Consider the following 16,378-nt stretch of genomic DNA (forward strand, 5'->3'; position numbering starts at 1 on the left):
ACGGGGAGCCTCCGACGTCGGTTACCCCGCGCCGCGCGGGCCGCGGCCGGCCGCCCGCGCCGACTCAGCCGCGCAGCGAGCGTTCGACACGTGCACGGATCTCGACGGACAGGTCGACCGGTGGACGGGATGCGTCGAGCACGAGGAACCGCTCGGGTTCCGCTGCGGCGAGCCCGAGGAAGGCGGTGCGCACACGCTCGTGGAAATCGGCCTTCTCGGCCTCGAGCCGGTCGAACGGTTTGTCGTCGGCGTCGAGACGTGCTCGGGCGGCGGCGGGGTCGAGGTCGAGCAGCACCGTGATGTCGGGTAGCGCGCCGTCGGTGGCCCACAGCGAGAGGTCGCGCACCTCGCCGGCATCCAGGACCCGTCCGGCCCCTTGGTAGGCCACGGACGAATCGAGGTACCGATCCTGCACGACGACGGCGCCGCGGTCGAGGGCCGGACGGACCACGGTCGCGACGTGGTGTGCACGGTCGGCGGCGTACAGCAGGGCTTCGGCGCGCGGAGCGATGTCTCCCCGGTGGTGCAGGACGATGTCGCGGATGAGCACGCCCACGTCGCTGCCGCCCGGCTCGCGCGTGCGCACGACCTCGCGTCCGCTTTCGCGGAGCCAGGCCTCGAGAGCGGTCGCCTGGGTCGTCTTCCCCGACCCGTCGCCGCCCTCGAGGGTGATCCAGAGTCCGCGGTCGGCGGTGCCGGTCACTTCTTCTTTGCCGCGGGCTTGCGTGTCGTCGTGGTCTTGCGCGCCGCCGTCTTGCGCTTGGGCGCCGGGCCCTTGGCGCGCTTGTCGGCGAGCAGCTGAACGGCGCGTTCGAACGTGACCTCTTCAGCGTTCTCACCGCGCGGGATCGTCGCGTTGGTCTCGCCGTCGGTGACGTAGGGGCCGAAGCGGCCGTCCTTCAGCTTGATCGGCTTGCCGCTGGTGGGGTCGGCCTCGAACTCCTTGAGCGCACTGGACGCCGCACGAGCGCCGTACTTGGGCTGCGCGTAAACGGCGAGGGCTTCCTCGAGCGTGATGTCGAACAGCTGCTGCTCGCTCGCGAGCGTGCGCGAGTCGGTGCCCTTCTTCAGGTACGGACCGTAGCGGCCGTTCTGCGCGGTGATCTCGTTGCCCGACTCGGGGTCGACGCCCACGACGCGAGGAAGCGACAGCAGCTTGAGCGCCTGTTCGAGGTCGACCGTGTCGACGCTCATCGACTTGAACAGCGACGCGGTCCGCGGCTTGGGGGCCGCTTCCTTCTTCTTCGTCGTCTTCTTCTTGGCGGGGGCGACCTCGCCGGTCGCCTCGTCGACGGTCTCCTCGGGCTCGGGCTCGAGCTCCTGCACGTAAGGGCCGAAGCGTCCGTCCTTGACGACGATGAGCTTGCCGTTCTCGGGGTTCTCACCGAGGACGCGGTCACCGGCGACGGGAGCGTCGATGAGTTCCTGCGCCTTCTCGGGCGTCAGCTCGTCGGGCGCGAGGTCGTCCGGGACGTTGACGATGCGCGTCTCGCCCTCGCCGACGGGGACGTCGAGGTACGGCCCGTACTTGCCGAACCGCAGGGTCGCCACGTCGCCGATGGGCGTCGCGTTGAGCTCGCGGGCGTCGATGTCACCGAGGTTCTCGACGATGTTGCGCAGGCCCACGTGGTTGTCCGAGCCGAAGTAGAACTCCTTCAGCCATGCCTCGCGCGCCTGCTCGCCCCGGGCGATGGCGTCGAGGTCGTCTTCGAGCGCCGCCGTGAAGTCGTAGTCGACGAGGTCGGAGAAGTGCTGCTCGAGCAGCCGCACGACGCTGAACGAGAGCCAGCTGGGGACGAGCGCCTGGCCACGCTTGGTGACGTAGCCGCGCTCGAGGATGACGTCGATGATGCTCGCGAAGGTCGACGGACGGCCGATGCCCTTCTCCTCGAGCGCCTTGACGAGGCTCGCCTCGGTGTAGCGGGGCTTGGGACTCGTCGCATGACCCTTGGGCTCGACATCCGACAGCGCGAGCTCGTCGCCCACGGCGACGGGCGGCAGCGACTGGTCGGCGGAGCGGTCGTTGTCGCCGCGCTTCTCGTCGTTGCCCTCTTCGTACGCCTCGAGGAAGCCCTTGAAGGTGTAGACGGTGCCGGATGCCGTGAAAGCGGCCCGCTTGCCGGCTGCGTCGACCTCGAGCGTGACGGTCGTGGTCTCGTACTTCGCGTCGGACATCTGGCTGGCGACGGTGCGCTTCCAGATGAGGTCGTACAGGCGCTGCTCGTCGCGGTCGAGACCGGACGCGACGGATGCAGGCGTGCGGAACTCCTCGCCCGACGGGCGGATCGCCTCGTGCGCCTCCTGGGCGTTCTTGGCGTTGTTGCGGTACGAGCGCGGGCTCGCGGGAACAGCACGGTCACCGTACAGCGCGACCGCCTGCGTGCGCGCCGCTGTCACGGCCTGAGCCGACAAAGCGGTCGAGTCGGTGCGCATATAAGTGATGTAGCCCTTCTCGTAGAGACGCTGGGCGACGCTCATCGCGTGCTTGGCGCTCATCGAGAGCTTGCGGCCGGCCTCCTGCTGCATCGTGGAGGTCGTGAAGGGCGGCTTGGGGCTGCGGGTTCCGGGCTTGGCCTCGACCGCGGTGACGGCGGCGGTGGCAGCCTTCTCGATCGCTGCGGCGAGCTCGCGGGCGTCCTTCTCGCTGAGGACGACGACCGCCTTCTTGAGCGATCCGGCGTCGTCGAAGTCGGTGCCGCGGGCCAGCGGGGCGCCGTCGAGACGCGCGAGGCGGGTCGAGAACGAGCCGCCGTCCTTCGCCGCGTGGGCCTCGATGTCCCAGTACGACGCCGAGACGAACGACATCCGCTCGCGCTCGCGCTCGACGACCATGCGGGTCGCGGCGGACTGCACGCGGCCGGCGCTCAGCGCCTGACCGTCGCGGCCGGAGCCGATCTTGCGCCAGAGCACGGGTGAGACGTCCCACCCGTACAGGCGGTCGAGGACGCGGCGGGTCTCCTGCGCGTTGACGAGCGCGAGGTCGAGCTCGCGGGTGTTGTCGGCAGCCGCGCGGATGGCGTCCTTGGTGATCTCGTGGAAGACCATGCGCTTGACCGGGACCTTGGGCTTGAGCACCTCGAGCAGGTGCCAGGCGATCGCCTCGCCCTCGCGGTCTTCATCGGTGGCGAGCAGGACCTCGTCGGCGTCCTTCAGGGCGCGCTTGAGCTCGGCAACGGTCTTGGTCTTGCGATCGCTGACCACGTAATACGCATCGAAGCCGTTCTCGACGTCGATGGAGTACTTGCCGTACGCCTGCTTCTTGTCGGCCGGGATGTCCTCTTTCTTAGCGAGGTCCCGGATGTGCCCGACCGAGCTGAGCACTTCGTACTCGTCGCCCAGGTAGCCCTGGATCGACTTCATCTTGGTCGGGGACTCGACGATGACGAGTTTCTTGCCGCCTGCCACGAGTCTTCCTTTCTCCAGCGCACACCATACACGCGCCACACGGTGGAGGACGCTGGGAACGGCGCGCCATATCCTCGCGTCGGCATGCCGGGGCTCACGGGCCGCGCGGGCGCGCGCGTGCACGCGAAATACACCCTTCACAGGCGCGCCTGGCGACGGCAGGATGCGACGGGGTTCAGCCGGGAATCACGCATTGCGGATGACCCCCACGCGGCGGATGACGGACGCCCCCTACGATCGCAGCAAGCCGGCGGTTCCTGATCAGTCCCACTCGGCCAGGCCCGGTGGCTGAGGCGACCGGGCCGCTCCCCCGGGTGGCGGGTTCACGACCGCGGTCGAGACATCGAATGAGTCACTCCGGCGGGCCGGCCCGGGCGCGCGCCTGGACAGCGAACACACCGCCCGACGACGCGACCGCGACGGTCGCGACCACGCCGTCCACCTCGCACGCTGTGAGCGCGAGCCCCGACCGTGCGACGACTTGCCCGGCTCGCTCGCACGGCACTCCCCCGACGAACCCGAGCGCGGCATCGGCCGCCGCGAGCGCCGCCGTGTCGGCGACGGCAGACACCCGCGCCGACTGGATCCCCGCGACTCCCGCCAGGGCGCAGCCCGCGGCGACCGTCGCCGTCACTGCCAGAACGCCGATGGCCGTCGCGACGCCCGCCATCAGAGCCCTCCGGTGAGCGCGCAGCTCTCCGCGCGCAGTGACGGCAGCGGCAGCGGGATCGCATGATCGGCCGTCACGATCGCGCACGTGAGGTCCGCGTCGGATCGCACGTCGAGCGCGGCGCCCCCTGCCGCTGCCTGCACCGCCGCCGCCGCGCGCCCGGGATCCTCGCCGCGCGCGACGAGCCGCGCGGCCTGAGCAGCCGCATGCTCGAGCCGGATCTGCGTGCCCGCCGCCGCCAACGCGGCGACGGCGAGCAGCACCAGGAGCATCGCCGCCGGAACGACGACCGCGAATTCGGCGGCCACCGAACCGCGCTCGTCTCGGCAGAACCTCATTCGACGGTCAACGCCCGCCGCACGAGATCGGTGAGGATGCCGCGCACCTCGTCGCTGCGCATGATCACCACCAGCAGGCCCGCAAAGGCGACGGCGGCCATCGTCGCGATGGCGTACTCCGCGGTCGCGGCGCCGGACTCGTCGGCGAAGAGCCTCGCGGCGCGCGCTCGCGTCAATCGAGGAAGGGATCGGTTCATGTCTGCTCCGTTCTGTCGTTGCGTGTTCGGATCGGGCACGGTGGGCACGGTCTGGGTCTGGTCGGACGCGATCGAGCTCGCGCGGGGGTGGCGGTGTCACAGCGTCACCGAGGTGCTCGTCATCGCGCTGAGGAGCATCGGCGCGACGCCGATGAGGAGAAACGCGGGTAGTGTGCAGACCCCGAGCGGCAGCAGCAGCCGTGATGTCAGCTGTGCCGCCCGCATCCGCCCCTCGATGCGGGCACGGTGACGCTCGAGCTCCGCGGTGGCGCGCAGAAGGTCCACCGCCGGCACGCCTGCCGAGGTCGAGAGATCGAGGACGTCGCGGTCGGCATCCGCCGGCGAGACGTCGACGGATGCCAGTACCTCCTCCGCACGGCCGATCGATACGCCGCTCGACAGCGCGATCGCGAGGAGTTCCGCCGACATGCCCGGGATACCACCGCCCGGCCGGGCGCGAGCTACGAGACGACGTGTCCACACGTGCGCGCCCACCATCAGCAGCGCCCCGACGACGAGGCACGCTGCGCCCACAGGGTGCTGCAGCGTGGCAAGCACATCGAAACCGAGCAGCAGTGCCAGCGCGACGGCGACGAGCGGCAGCCACCCGACCAGGCGCGCCGTGGCCGTCGGCTCGGCGAGCGCGACGCGGATGTCGTCACGCGCTGCCTCGGCGTCGCGGAGCGCCTCGGCCATCCCGCGCAGCGTGCGCGCGAGCGGGGCGCCCACCGTCGTCGCGACCTGCCAGGCTTCGGCGACCTCGCACCAGGCGCCCTCCTCGGCAGCGATGGCGTCGGCGAGCGGTCGGCCCGCTCGTCGTTGTTCGTGCACGCGCCGAGGTGCCGAGTCACCCGAGGCGGCGAGGTGCTCCCAGGCCCGGTCGGGTGCGATGCCTGCTTCGAGGAGCACGGCGAGACGATGCAGGACGGGTGCGACATCCGCCGCTGCAGCATCCGACTCAGCCGCGGAACGGCGCCAGCGCCAAGTCCGCGTCATGCCTGTTCCTCGATTCCGAGGCGCCCGTCCCGGAGGACCGGGCGGACGATCCCCATGACCCGTCGCACACCGTCGACGTTTCCTACGTGGACGACCGCGCCGATCGCGCTCACCACCTGGCGGGCGACGCCGTGATCGTCGAGGCCCGCCAGCGCACCGAGCGCCTCGAGCCGGGCCGGGACCTCAGCCAGACCGCTCGCGTGCACCGTCCCTGCTCCGCCCTGGTGCCCCGTGTTGAGGGCGGTCAGCAACTCGCGGACCTCTTCGCCGCGGCACTCGCCCACCACGAGCCGATCGGGCCGCATGCGCAGCGCCTCCCGGACCAGCCGAGCGAGCGGCACAGCTCCGGCGCCTTCGAGATTGGGCTGGCGCGCCTCTAGCCTCACATGGTGCGGGTGATCGAGCCTCAGCTCGGCGACATCCTCGATCGTGACGATCCGGTCGGTCGGGCTCGCGGCCGAGAGCAGCGCTGCGAGGAGCGTCGTCTTGCCGGCGCCCGTCGCCCCTGTGACGAGGAGGTTGGTCCGCTCCTCGACGAGCCGACGAAGGTCCGCGGCGACCGCGGTGTCGAACATGCCTCGCTGCTCGAGATCGGCGAGACTCAGTTGCTCGACCGCGGGGAGCCGGATCGAGATCACCGACCCCTCGCAGGCCACCGGCGAAAGCACGGCGTGCACCCGGATGCCGCCGGCCCAGCGCACGTCGGCACAGGGCGTAGCGTCGTCGAGATGACGCCCGCCGAGGGCGATCAACGCGACGGCGAGAGCGCGCACCTCCGCCTCATTCGGACACCACCCCTCGACGGCCTCGGCGCCCCGACCGCGGTCGATGAAGACGCCGCGTTCCCCGTTGACGAAGACGTCCGTCACATCGGGATCGAGCAGGTACTCGCGCAGCGGGTCGAGCGCCGCATCATCGGGGAGCTGTCGCCGCGGTCCCGGCACCGACGCCGGTTCGCCGCGTGAGGCCGCAGCGGAGCCCGGGCGCGGAACGACGACGAATGCTGATGCCATGCCCCGACACTAGAAAGCGCCCCCGCCCTCATTCGCGGGCCGCCGCCATTCGTGGCACAAGCCGTGTCTTATCCCCGTTGGGGAGGAACCGGAACGAGACACTGGCATGGTGGTTCACGACGAGTCGACCGGTGCGGTTCACCGCAACACGGGCTTCCGATGGTTGTGGGCGTCGAATGCCCTCCAGGAGACCGGACGCCAGTTCGCGACACTCGCCCTGTCGGTGACGGCGGTGGCCGTCCTCGGAGCCGAGGCGTGGCAGGTCGGTGTCATCTCCGCGCTCGGCCTGAGCGCCTATCTCGTGATCGGTCTCCCGGCCGGCGTCTGGGTCGATCGGTGGCCTAAGAGGCCCGTCCTCGTGTGCACCGAGCTCATCCGTGCTGTCGCTGCGGCGAGCGTCGCGGTCGCGTACATCGCCGGCTGGCTCTCGGTGTGGCAGCTCATGGTGGTCGCCGCGATCATCAGCGTGACGTCGGTATTCTCCGACACGGCGCAGACGGCGTTCACCCCGGCCATCGTCGGGCCGTCGCGGGTATCCGAGGCAACGGCTCGAATCCAGTCGACCGACACCTCGATGCAGGTCGTCGGCCCCGCGCTGGCAGCAGCCGTGCTCACACGCCTGGCGGCACCGCTCCTCTACGTCATCACGTCGGTCACCGGCATCCTGGCCGCCGTCGCGGCCTCGCTCATCCGCGCACCGGAGCCTCGCGAGAAGGGTGTCGCCCCTCCCCCGTTCTGGGCGTCGCTCGTCGAGGGGATCGCGTTCGTCCGGCGGCATCCCGTTCTCCGGACCATGCTCGTCACGAATGCCCTCATCAACGCCGGCGCCGGCGTCTTCGCAACGCTGATCGTTCTCGTCGCGCTGGACGACCTCGGGATGACCGCGAGCGGCTACGCGCTTGCGAGCGGCATCGGGGCGACCGGGGCCATCATCGGGTCGTTCGTCGCCATGCGGATCCGCACCCGCCTGGGTCCCATCCGAACGATGCTCATCGGATACTGCCTGCTTCCCGTGGCCGCACTGATCCTGCCGTCCGCGTACGTGGTGCCGCTTCCCTCAGTCGTGTTCGTCGCGGGGTCGAGCTTCGCCTTCGGCCTGATCGTCGTGACGACGATGATCAGCTCGGCCGGTCTGCGCGCCGAGGTGACTCCGCCACAGCTGATGGGACGAGCCACCGCCGCGAACCGATTCGTCACGCAGGGCGCCATGCCCCTCGGGGCACTCGTCGCGGGCATCGTCGGCAGCGCGGCATCGAACGGTGTCGCCCTGTTGCTGTCGCCTCTGCTGCTCACCCTCGCAGCGGCCGCGTTCGCTCTCTCGCCGCTGCGGCCCCACCGTGCGCTGCCGGACGAGTGGAAGCACCACCTCGCCAGGTGAAACCCGCGAGAAAAAGAAGAAGGACGGCACCCCACATTGGGGGATAGGGGTGCCGTCCACGCAACGTCCCGCCGCTTGGGGGGTAGGTCGGGCCGCCACGGGCGCGAACGATGTCGCAGCCGGGATCAGCTTACGCTGTCGAACCGGCTGCGACCCAATCACCACACCCCCGCGCCACCCTCGGCATGACCACCCACTATCGGCGGTAGTCTCCTGATCTCGCCGCGGTCTAGATTGACCGCACGCCGCCCGCGCGCGGCGCCATCGACCGCGAAGGAGCGTGCCGTATGAGCAGCCAGATCGACCACCTGCTGACCGAGACCCGACGGTTCGCGCCGTCGCCCGAGTTCGCCGCATCCGCCGTCGGCACCGCCGAGCTCTACGAGCGCGCCGCAGCCGACCGCGAGGGCTTCTGGGCCGACCAGGCCCGGGAGCTGCACTGGCACAAGCCCTTCACGCAGGTACTCGACTGGTCGAATCCCCCGTTCGCGGAGTGGTTCGCCGACGGCGAGCTGAACGTCGCGTACAACTGCCTCGACCGTCACGTCGAGGCCGGCCTCGGCGACCGCGTCGCGCTGCTGTGGGAGGGCGAGCCGGGCGATGACCGCGCCGTCACCTACGGCGAACTCACCGACGAGGTCAAGCGCCTCGCCAACGTCCTGACCGAGCTCGGGATCGAGCAGGGCGACCGCGTCGCGATCTACATGCCGATGATCCCCGAGGCCGTCGCCGCGATGCTCGCCGTCGCCCGCGTCGGCGCCGTGCACTCGGTCGTGTTCGGCGGGTTCTCCGCCGACAGCCTGCGGACCCGCATCGACGACGCCGGAGCCAAGCTCGTCATCACCGCCGACGGCGGCTATCGCAAGGGCAAGGTCTCGCCGCTCAAGCCCGCCGTCGACCAGGCGCTGGCCGACCGGGGCGCAGGTCCGCAGCTCACGGTCGAGCATGTCATCGTCGTGCGGCGCGGCGGCAACGACATCGAGTGGAACGACGAGCGCGACCTGTGGTGGCACGACGTCGTGCCCGCAGCATCCCCCGACCACGAGGCACAGGCGTTCCCCGCCGAGAACCCGCTGTTCATCCTGTACACCTCGGGTACGACGGGAAAGCCGAAGGGCATCCTGCACACCTCCGGCGGATACCTGACGCAGGCCGCGTTCACCAACCGCGTCGTGCACGATCTGCACGCCGAGACGGACGTCTACTGGTGCACCGCCGACATCGGGTGGGTCACCGGCCACAGCTACGTCACGTACGGACCGCTCGCCAACGGCGCGACGCAGGTGCTCTACGAGGGAACCCCCGACACGCCCCACTCGGGCCGCTCGTGGGAGATCATCCAGAAGTACGGCGTGACGATCTACTACACCGCCCCCACCGCGATCCGGTCCTTCATGAAGGTCGGCCGTCAGGTTCCGGCGCAGTACGACCTGTCGAGCATCCGCCTCCTCGGCTCGGTGGGCGAGCCCATCAACCCCGAGGCGTGGATGTGGTACCGCAAGGTCATCGGCGGCAAGAAGGCGCCCATCGTCGACACGTGGTGGCAGACCGAGACCGGCGCCATCATGATCTCGGCGCTGCCGGGCATCACCGAGACGAAGCCCGGATCCGCGCAGGTCGCGCTCCCCGGCATCTCGATCGACGTCGTCGACGAGGAGGGCAACCGCGTGGGCGAGGGAAACGGCGGACTCCTCGTCATCACCGAGCCCTGGCCGAGCATGCTGCGCGGCATCTGGGGCGACCCCGACCGCTTCGTCGAGACCTACTGGGAGAAGTTCCAGAAGCAGGGCTACTACTTCGCCGGCGACGGCGCCCGGCTCGACGACGACGGCGACATCTGGCTCATGGGCCGCGTCGACGACGTCATGAACGTCTCGGGCCACCGCCTGTCGACGACCGAGATCGAATCCGCGCTCGTCGCGCACGAATCGACCGCCGAGGCGGCCGTCGTCGGAGCCTCCGACGAGACCACGGGCCAGGCCGTCGTCGCGTTCGTGATCATCAAGCAGAGCTACCTCGACGCCCACTCCCCCGACGGTCTCGCGACGTCGCTCCGGCAATGGGTCGGCGAGCAGATCGGACCCATCGCGCGGCCCCGCGACGTCTACATCGTCGGCGAGCTGCCGAAGACCCGCTCGGGCAAGATCATGCGACGACTGCTGCGGGATGTCGCCGAGGGCCGGGAGGTCGGCGACACCACGACACTCGCCGACACCGCGGTGATGTCGGTCATCAGCGCACAGCTGAAGTAGCCCGCGCGCGGGCTCGATCGCGTCACTCGGCGTCGCGATCGAGTCCGCGGGCCCGGATCTCCTCGATGTCGAGGTCGGCGAGGATGCGGCGTGCCACGAGGTCGTCGATCGTGCCGTCACGCCGCAGGCGCAGCAGCACCTCGCGCTTGCGATCGAGCATCGCCAGCCGCAGCCGCGTCGCCTCCCGGTGCCGGATGAGCGGCGAGCGCTGCGTCAAGTCGATGTCGTCGCTCACGGCGAGCATCTCGAGCTGCGGCGCAGGCCGATGCCCGTCCCCGTCCGACGGTCCCGGCGGCACGGGGCCCATGCGCGACGCATCCTCGTCGGACGAGTCGTCGTCGATGTCGGCATCCGGGTCGCGTTCCTCCGCCGCCCGCTGGCGCGCGACGGCGCGGGCGTTGGCGAGCTCGAGGCGTTCGTAGCCCTCGTGCCGGGCACGGTCGCGGACACGATCGCTGACCCCGTGCTCCGCGGCGAGGTCGTCGAGTGCTGCGAGAGCGGCGCCCGAAATGGCCCGCTGGGCGAGCTCGTACTCCTCGATCGCCGCATCGTCGGCAGGGAGCTTCGCCCACCGGATGACGACGGGCAGCAACGGCCCCTGCACGAGCAGCGTGAGCACGATGACCCCCGCGGTGACGAACACGATCGAATCGCGTCCCTCGACCGGCTCGCTCGAAGCCGTCGTGATCGGCACCGACAGCGCGATGGCGAGCGACACGGCGCCGCGGAACCCCGACACCGTGCTGACGACCCGCGAGCGATGACGCAGCGATCTGCTCGACCCGGCCGCCGGGCGCGAGAAGGGCGAGAACAGCCACTGGAACAGGTAGCGCACGACGAAGAGGGCGACCCACGCCGCGAGAGTGACGAGAAGCAGGATGCCGATCTCCGACGGCGAGATCTCATGCAGCACCAGCTGGACCTCGAGGCCGATGAGCACGAACAGCGCTCCGTTGAGCAGGTACACCCCGAACGGCCAGGTGGCATCGGCGGCCCGGCGCGACATCGCCGTCGTGATGCGCGGCGACACCCAGGCGACGATGAGCCCCGCGAAGACCACGGCGAGCACGCCGGACGCCTCGATCAGCTCGGCGATGAGGAACGCGACGAACGGAACGAGCAGCAGCGTCAGGTTGATCGTCAGAGTCGACTGCATCCGCCGCAGCGCGAGGAAGGCGAGGGCCGCGACGGCGATGCCGGCCGCAGCGCCGCCGAGATACGAGAGGAGCACCATGCCCGTGATCGAGAGGGCGCTGACCTGGTCGCCGAGCAGGAGCGAGACCGCGATGGCGTAGAGGACGAGGGCGGTGCCGTCGTTCGTAAGACTCTCGGCCTTGAGCTTCATGAAGGTGCGGGCGGGAAGCAGCCTGCCGAGCGCGGCCACCGCGGTGGCGTCGGGAGGCGCGACCGCCGCCCCGAGCACGAGGGCGGCCTCCCACGGCACACCGAGCCAGGTCGCGACCGCCGCGACGGCGAACGCCGAGGCGACGACGAGCAGGGTGCTCATCGGCACGATGTAGCGGAGCGACCGGCGGACCGAGCGGAGCGACGTCGTCCACGCCTCGCGGAACAGCAGCACCGGCAGGAAGAGCAGCAGCACCGTCTCCGGCGGCAGCTCGATCGCCCGCAGCTCGGGGACAAACCCGAGCAGCAGACCGATCACGAGCAAGACCAGCGGCGTCGCGACGCGCAGCCGCGGCGCCAGGACGGTTCCGACCAGAAGGGCGATGCCCAGCAGAACCGTGACCTCGAGTCCCTGCATCCCTACCGCCCTTCCGCGTGGTCCACACCAGAGCGTAGGGCCGCGAGCGACCGCACGGGCGGTGTTCCGGCCGAGGTTCGCGGTGGGCGGAGAGCCCGAGGATCAGACCAGGGCGAAGACGACCTCGACCTCGACCGGAGAGTCGAGCGGCAGCACCGGCACCCCGACCGCCGACCGCGCGTGACGACCGGCGTCGCCGAAGATCTCGCCCAGCACCTCGCTCGCACCGTTGATGACACCGGGCTGTCCCGTGAACTCGGGGACGGACGCCACGAACCCGGTCACCTTCACGACCCGAGCGAGGTTGTCGACACCGCCGGCCACATCCGCCGCGGCGGCGATGGCGTTGAGCGCGCACTGACGCGCGAGCTGCTTGGCCGCGTCGGCGGCGACGAGACCGTCGCCCTCGCCGACCTTGCCGATCGCGGGCAGCGCACCGTCGACCATGGGCAGCTGCCCGGAGGTGTAGACGAGACCGTCGTGCTCGGTCGCGGGGATGTAGGCGGCGACGGGCGGGACGACGGGCGGAAGCTGGATGCCGAGCTCGGCCAGACGCGCCGAGACGCTCATGCGCCCGTGCCCTCGAACTGCTGGGCCGCCTGGTGGGCCGCCCCGAGACCGGCGTTGGCTGCTCCCCCGCCCACGGGACGCTTGAAGTAAGCGACGAGCCCGCCCTCGGGTCCAGGAACGACCTGCACGAGCTCCCAGCCCTGCTTGCCCCAGTTGTTGAGGATCGCCGCGGTGTTGTGGATCAGCAGGGGCGTGGTGAGGTACTCCCACGTCGTCATCGGGGCTCCGATCTGTGGCTTTCGCTCGCGCGCCGGCATGCGCGGAGGCACGCGCGCAAGGGGTGGTCCTGAGGCGGATGCCCAGGTATCTCGCTTACGATCACCCTATGCCTCACAAGAAACGCACGGCCACCGGTGTGCTCGGCGGTCTCGCCGGCCTGGTCGGCCTGAGCGCTGTGGCCGGGATCCTCGTCACGGCTACCGTGACCCCCGCCATCGCCGTGTCGGGTTACGCAGCCACCAGCGCGATCGACGTCTTCGACAACATGCCGAGCTACCTCGAAGTCGACGAGCTCATGCTGCCGACCGAGTTCTACCGCAAGGACGCAGACGGCAACGACGTCCTCATGACGCAGTTCTACGACCAGAACCGCATCCCGGTCACGTGGGATGAGGTCGCGCCGGTCATGTTCGACGCGATCACGTCGAGCGAGGACAAGAACTACTACACGCACGGCGGCGTCGACCTTCTCGGCACCGCGAGCGCGGTGTTCGGCAACCTGCGCGGCGGCGACACCCGCGGCGGCTCGTCGATCACCCAGCAGTACGTCAAGAACGTGCTGCAGCAGGCGTGCGAGAAGGAAGCCAAGTCGCAGGACGAGGTCGAGGCGTGCTTCCGCTCGACCACCGTCTCTTCCGGCACCGACGGCATCGAGCGCAAGCTGCAGGAGATGCGGTACGCGATCCAGCTCGAGAAGCGGTATCCGAAGAACGAGATCCTGCTCGGCTACCTGAACATCGCGCACTTCGGCGGCACCGTCTACGGCATCGGCGCGGCGTCGCAGTACTACTTCGGCGTGCCCGCCTCGCAGCTCACGATCGGCCAGGCCGCGGCGATCGCGGGCATGGTGCAGGAGCCGAACACCTACCGTCTGGATCGTCCCGACAGCGAGTCGAACGGCGCGGCGAACGGCTACGAGCTGACGAAGGACCGTCAGATCTACGTGCTCAACCGCATGTTCTCGGATGGCAAGATCACGCAGGAAGAGCGGGATGCCGCCATCGCGGAGCCGATCACCCCGAACATCCAGGAGCGCCCGCAGGGCTGCCAGCTCGCCGCCGGCGCCGAGTTCTTCTGCGAGTACGTCCGCAACATCGTCCTCGACGACCCGGCCTTCGGCGAGTCGCTCGAGGAGCGCCAACAGAACCTGCGCCGCGGCGGCATGAAGATCTACACCACTCTCGACCCGCAGCTCCAGGATGCCGCGCTCGACGCGATGTCCGTCGTGCCCGCGACCGACGACCGTCTGAACCTCGGCGCCTCTGGTGTCCAGGTCGAGGTCGGCACCGGCCGCGTGCTCTCGATGGTGCAGAATCGCCCATTCGCGCCCACCGGAGACGACGCCGGCACGGTGACCCCGGTCAACTACAACGTGCGCAACCAGGACGGCGGCGGTGGTCACTCCGCGGGCTCGACCTACAAGGTGTTCAGCCTCATCAACTGGCTCGAGCAGGGGCACTCCGTGAACGAAGTGATCAACGGCCGTGTCGGGAACAAGCGCGTGCTGACGAGCTGCGACGGCGCCACCCAGAACGTCCGCACCGGCAACAGCGGCCGCCCGAACGAGATCGGCAACTTCCAGAGCAGCAACGGCTACTCGGGCACGATCAAGAAGTTCACCGAAGACTCGCTGAACTCGGGCTTCCTCGCGATGGCCGAGCGCATCTCGGTGTGCTCGACCAACCAGGTCGCGATGAAGATGGGCGTCATGCAGTCCAACGGCGACCCGCTGGACATCAACAACAACCCCTATGACGTGCTGGGATCCGCGGCGGTGGCACCCATCGACATGGCGGAGGCCTACGCGGCGATTGCCGGTGGAGGCACGCGGTGCGAGCCGAAGGTCATCGACCGTGCGGTCAAGTCCGACGGCACCGACATCACGCCGCAGACGAGTTGCGACCAGGCCATCTCCGCCAACGTCGCCGCCACTGCCGCTTTCGCGCTCGAAGGCGTCATGAACGCGACGGGCCAGGGCGCCCGCATCTTCGACGGCGTGCCGGTGTTCGGCAAGACCGGTATCCACGAGTACGAGCACACCTGGATGGACGGTGCGAGCACCAAGGTGGCCACCGTGGTCTGGGTCGGCAACGTCGACGGCTTCGCGAAGCTCAACGAGTACCGCGTCAACGGATGGCGACTCGATCAGATCCGAAACGCGATCTGGCCGAAGATGCAGGGAGCGGCGAACGCCAAGTTCGGCGGCGATCGGTTCCCGACCCCGGACACGAACCTCACGAAGAACACCCTCACGGAGCTCCCGAACGTCGTCGGTCAGAACGTCGATGAGGCGCGCGGCACCCTCGAGGCGGCCGGCTTCTCGGTGAACGTCGCCGAGCCCACCGACTCGACCGAGCCCGAAGGCCGGATCGTGTCGCAGGATCCGGGCGCGGGTCGCGCCGCGGGCGGCGCGACCATCACGATCACACCGAGCAACGGTCAGGGCGCCACGGTGCCGCCGGTGACGGGCAACCCGCAGGAGGCCGAGCGCCAACTGCGAGCCGCCGGCTTCACGAGCGTGACGACGGCGTGTACCGAGAAGGACGACCCGCCGCAGCCGACGGTGACGGGCACCAGCCCTGCCGCAGGCGAGGCGGTCGGCCGCGGGACGCAGATCACCATCGAGTACACCGCGAAGAACTGCTGATGGCAGGCGTCCGCAGGACGCTCTCCACGATCGCCACCGCCGGCGCCCTGGGCGCCGGCGGTGCGGTCGTCTGGGGGGTGGGCATCGAGCGCCATCTGTTCACCGTCCGTCGCCACGAAGTCCACGTGCTGCCCGAGGGCAGCCCCAGCATCACCGTGATGCACCTCTCCGACGCCCACATGGCGCCGTGGCAGCAGCGCAAGCAGCGGTGGATCGCAGAGCTGGCCGAGACGACGCAGCCGGACCTGGTCATCAACACGGGCGACAACCTCGGGCACGCACGCGGCCTCGCCGGCATCCGCCGCGCTTTTGCTCCCCTTCGCGGCGTGCCGGGCTTCTTCGTCCACGGGTCGAACGACGTGTTCGAGCCGAGCGCGCGGAACCCGCTGCGCTACTTCACGGGCCCCTCGCGTCACGCCAAAGCGGCGCCGAAACTCGACACCGCGGCGATGGACTCGTTCTTCGCCGAGGACCTCGGCTGGTCCGAGCTCGACAACGCCGCCGCTGCCGTGCGCGTGGCCGGCATGCGAATCGACGGCGTCGGGGTCGACGACGCGCACCGCGACTGGGACGACCTCGACGTGCTGCCGGGCGCTCTGGCGGCCCTGCAAGGCCGCAGAAGCGCCGACCTGACCCTGGGCGTCACCCACGCCCCGTATCGCCGCGTGCTCGACCGTTTCGTGGATCTGGGGGCGGACATGGTCTTCGGCGGCCACACTCACGGCGGGCAGGTCCGCATCCCCTTCGCCTCGCGCGCCCTCGTCGCCAACTGCGATATTCCGCTCGATCAGGCGCGCGGCCTGAGCTCATGGGGTGCGGACCGTGTCCCACTCAATGTGAGCGCGGGCCTCGGTCACTCCATCTATGCGCCGGTGCGTTTCGGGTGCCGCCCCGAGGCCTCCGTGCTGGTCCTCCGCGCGCGGGCGTGAGC

General features: G+C 70.0%; 14 protein-coding genes. 4 read left to right on the forward strand and 10 right to left on the reverse strand.

Going from position 1 to position 16,378, the window contains the following annotated elements; translation table 11 throughout:
* Positions 1–64: 64 nt before the first annotated feature.
* The 7 genes from tmk to DO944_RS10935 all read right to left on the reverse strand — a co-directional run bounded on the left by tmk (position 65) and on the right by DO944_RS10935 (position 6,619).
* A complete protein-coding gene (gene tmk / locus DO944_RS10905; RefSeq protein ID WP_112617193.1) occupies positions 65–703 on the reverse strand; it encodes a dTMP kinase in 639 nt (212 codons plus the stop codon).
* A complete protein-coding gene (topA, locus tag DO944_RS10910) occupies positions 700–3,405 on the reverse strand; it encodes a type I DNA topoisomerase (RefSeq protein WP_112617194.1) in 2,706 nt (901 codons plus the stop codon). The genes tmk and topA overlap by 4 nt, the downstream gene beginning before the upstream one ends.
* Positions 3,406–3,757: 352 nt before the next feature.
* Entirely contained in the window at positions 3,758–4,075 is a 318-nt protein-coding gene (locus DO944_RS10915; protein ID WP_112617195.1) for a helicase, read from the reverse strand.
* On the reverse strand, positions 4,075–4,383 hold the full coding sequence (locus tag DO944_RS10920; RefSeq protein ID WP_240309716.1) for a TadE family type IV pilus minor pilin: 309 nt from the start codon (positions 4,381–4,383) through the stop codon (positions 4,075–4,077). The genes DO944_RS10915 and DO944_RS10920 overlap by 1 nt, the downstream gene beginning before the upstream one ends.
* Positions 4,384–4,409: 26 nt before the next feature.
* The gene (locus tag DO944_RS10925; protein ID WP_112617563.1) at positions 4,410–4,610 is read right to left on the reverse strand and encodes a DUF4244 domain-containing protein; all 201 of its coding nucleotides are present in this window, start codon (positions 4,608–4,610) and stop codon (positions 4,410–4,412) included.
* Positions 4,611–4,706: 96 nt separating this feature from the next.
* On the reverse strand, positions 4,707–5,606 hold the full coding sequence (locus DO944_RS10930; protein ID WP_112617197.1) for a type II secretion system F family protein: 900 nt from the start codon (positions 5,604–5,606) through the stop codon (positions 4,707–4,709).
* Positions 5,603–6,619: a TadA family conjugal transfer-associated ATPase gene (locus tag DO944_RS10935; RefSeq protein WP_112617198.1), complete on the reverse strand. Its 1,017-nt coding sequence runs from the start codon at positions 6,617–6,619 to the stop codon at positions 5,603–5,605. The genes DO944_RS10930 and DO944_RS10935 overlap by 4 nt, the downstream gene beginning before the upstream one ends.
* 106 nt (positions 6,620–6,725) lie before the next feature.
* On the opposite strand from DO944_RS10935, the gene DO944_RS10940 reads away from it, so the two are divergent.
* Both DO944_RS10940 and acs read left to right on the forward strand, forming a co-directional pair.
* On the forward strand, positions 6,726–7,997 hold the full coding sequence (locus DO944_RS10940; protein ID WP_112617199.1) for an MFS transporter: 1,272 nt from the start codon (positions 6,726–6,728) through the stop codon (positions 7,995–7,997).
* A 287-nt stretch (positions 7,998–8,284) separates the two neighbouring features.
* Positions 8,285–10,249 carry an acetate--CoA ligase gene (acs, locus tag DO944_RS10945; RefSeq protein ID WP_112617200.1) on the forward strand — a complete coding sequence of 655 codons (1,965 nt, stop codon included), beginning with the start codon at positions 8,285–8,287 and terminating at the stop codon, positions 10,247–10,249.
* Between the two features lie 22 nt (positions 10,250–10,271).
* Here acs and DO944_RS10950 read toward each other — a convergent pair whose 3' ends face one another.
* The 3 genes from DO944_RS10950 to DO944_RS10960 form a co-directional block, all read right to left on the reverse strand.
* Complete coding sequence (locus tag DO944_RS10950) at positions 10,272–12,011, reverse strand: Na+/H+ antiporter (RefSeq protein ID WP_112617201.1); 1,740 nt, start codon at positions 12,009–12,011, stop codon at positions 10,272–10,274.
* A gap of 102 nt (positions 12,012–12,113) precedes the next feature.
* Complete coding sequence (locus DO944_RS10955; RefSeq protein WP_112617202.1) at positions 12,114–12,581, reverse strand: RidA family protein; 468 nt, start codon at positions 12,579–12,581, stop codon at positions 12,114–12,116.
* Positions 12,578–12,799: a DUF4177 domain-containing protein gene (locus tag DO944_RS10960; protein ID WP_094261190.1), complete on the reverse strand. Its 222-nt coding sequence runs from the start codon at positions 12,797–12,799 to the stop codon at positions 12,578–12,580. Before DO944_RS10960 ends, DO944_RS10955 begins: the two co-directional genes overlap by 4 nt.
* A 107-nt stretch (positions 12,800–12,906) precedes the next feature.
* Between DO944_RS10960 and DO944_RS10965 the strand changes: the two genes are divergently transcribed.
* Positions 12,907–15,447, forward strand: a complete 2,541-nt coding sequence (locus DO944_RS10965) for a transglycosylase domain-containing protein (RefSeq protein WP_112617203.1) — start codon at positions 12,907–12,909, stop codon at positions 15,445–15,447.
* The gene (locus tag DO944_RS10970) at positions 15,447–16,376 is read left to right on the forward strand and encodes a metallophosphoesterase (protein WP_112617204.1); all 930 of its coding nucleotides are present in this window, start codon (positions 15,447–15,449) and stop codon (positions 16,374–16,376) included. Before DO944_RS10965 ends, DO944_RS10970 begins: the two co-directional genes overlap by 1 nt.
* The last annotated feature ends 2 nt before the right edge of the window (positions 16,377–16,378 follow it).

This window comes from Microbacterium sp. SMR1 (assembly GCF_003289625.1).
In the GTDB taxonomy this organism is placed as follows: Bacteria; Actinomycetota; Actinomycetes; order Actinomycetales; family Microbacteriaceae; genus Microbacterium; species Microbacterium plantarum.

Bases quoted from the DNA above. Each gene is read 5' to 3' on its own strand.
- DO944_RS10960 (WP_094261190.1), bottom strand. From the start codon at position 12,799: ATGACGACGTGGGAGTACCTCACCACGCCCCTGCTGATCCACAACACC.
- DO944_RS10970 (WP_112617204.1), top strand. From the start codon at position 15,447: ATGGCAGGCGTCCGCAGGACGCTCTCCACGATCGCCACCGCCGGCGCC.
- DO944_RS10930 (WP_112617197.1), bottom strand. From the start codon at position 5,606: ATGACGCGGACTTGGCGCTGGCGCCGTTCCGCGGCTGAGTCGGATGCT.
- DO944_RS10955 (WP_112617202.1), bottom strand. From the start codon at position 12,581: ATGAGCGTCTCGGCGCGTCTGGCCGAGCTCGGCATCCAGCTTCCGCCC.
- DO944_RS10965 (WP_112617203.1), top strand. From the start codon at position 12,907: ATGCCTCACAAGAAACGCACGGCCACCGGTGTGCTCGGCGGTCTCGCC.
- acs (WP_112617200.1), top strand. From the start codon at position 8,285: ATGAGCAGCCAGATCGACCACCTGCTGACCGAGACCCGACGGTTCGCG.
- DO944_RS10915 (WP_112617195.1), bottom strand. From the start codon at position 4,075: ATGGCGGGCGTCGCGACGGCCATCGGCGTTCTGGCAGTGACGGCGACG.
- DO944_RS10950 (WP_112617201.1), bottom strand. From the start codon at position 12,011: ATGCAGGGACTCGAGGTCACGGTTCTGCTGGGCATCGCCCTTCTGGTC.
- DO944_RS10935 (WP_112617198.1), bottom strand. From the start codon at position 6,619: ATGGCATCAGCATTCGTCGTCGTTCCGCGCCCGGGCTCCGCTGCGGCC.
- DO944_RS10940 (WP_112617199.1), top strand. From the start codon at position 6,726: ATGGTGGTTCACGACGAGTCGACCGGTGCGGTTCACCGCAACACGGGC.
- DO944_RS10925 (WP_112617563.1), bottom strand. From the start codon at position 4,610: ATGAACCGATCCCTTCCTCGATTGACGCGAGCGCGCGCCGCGAGGCTC.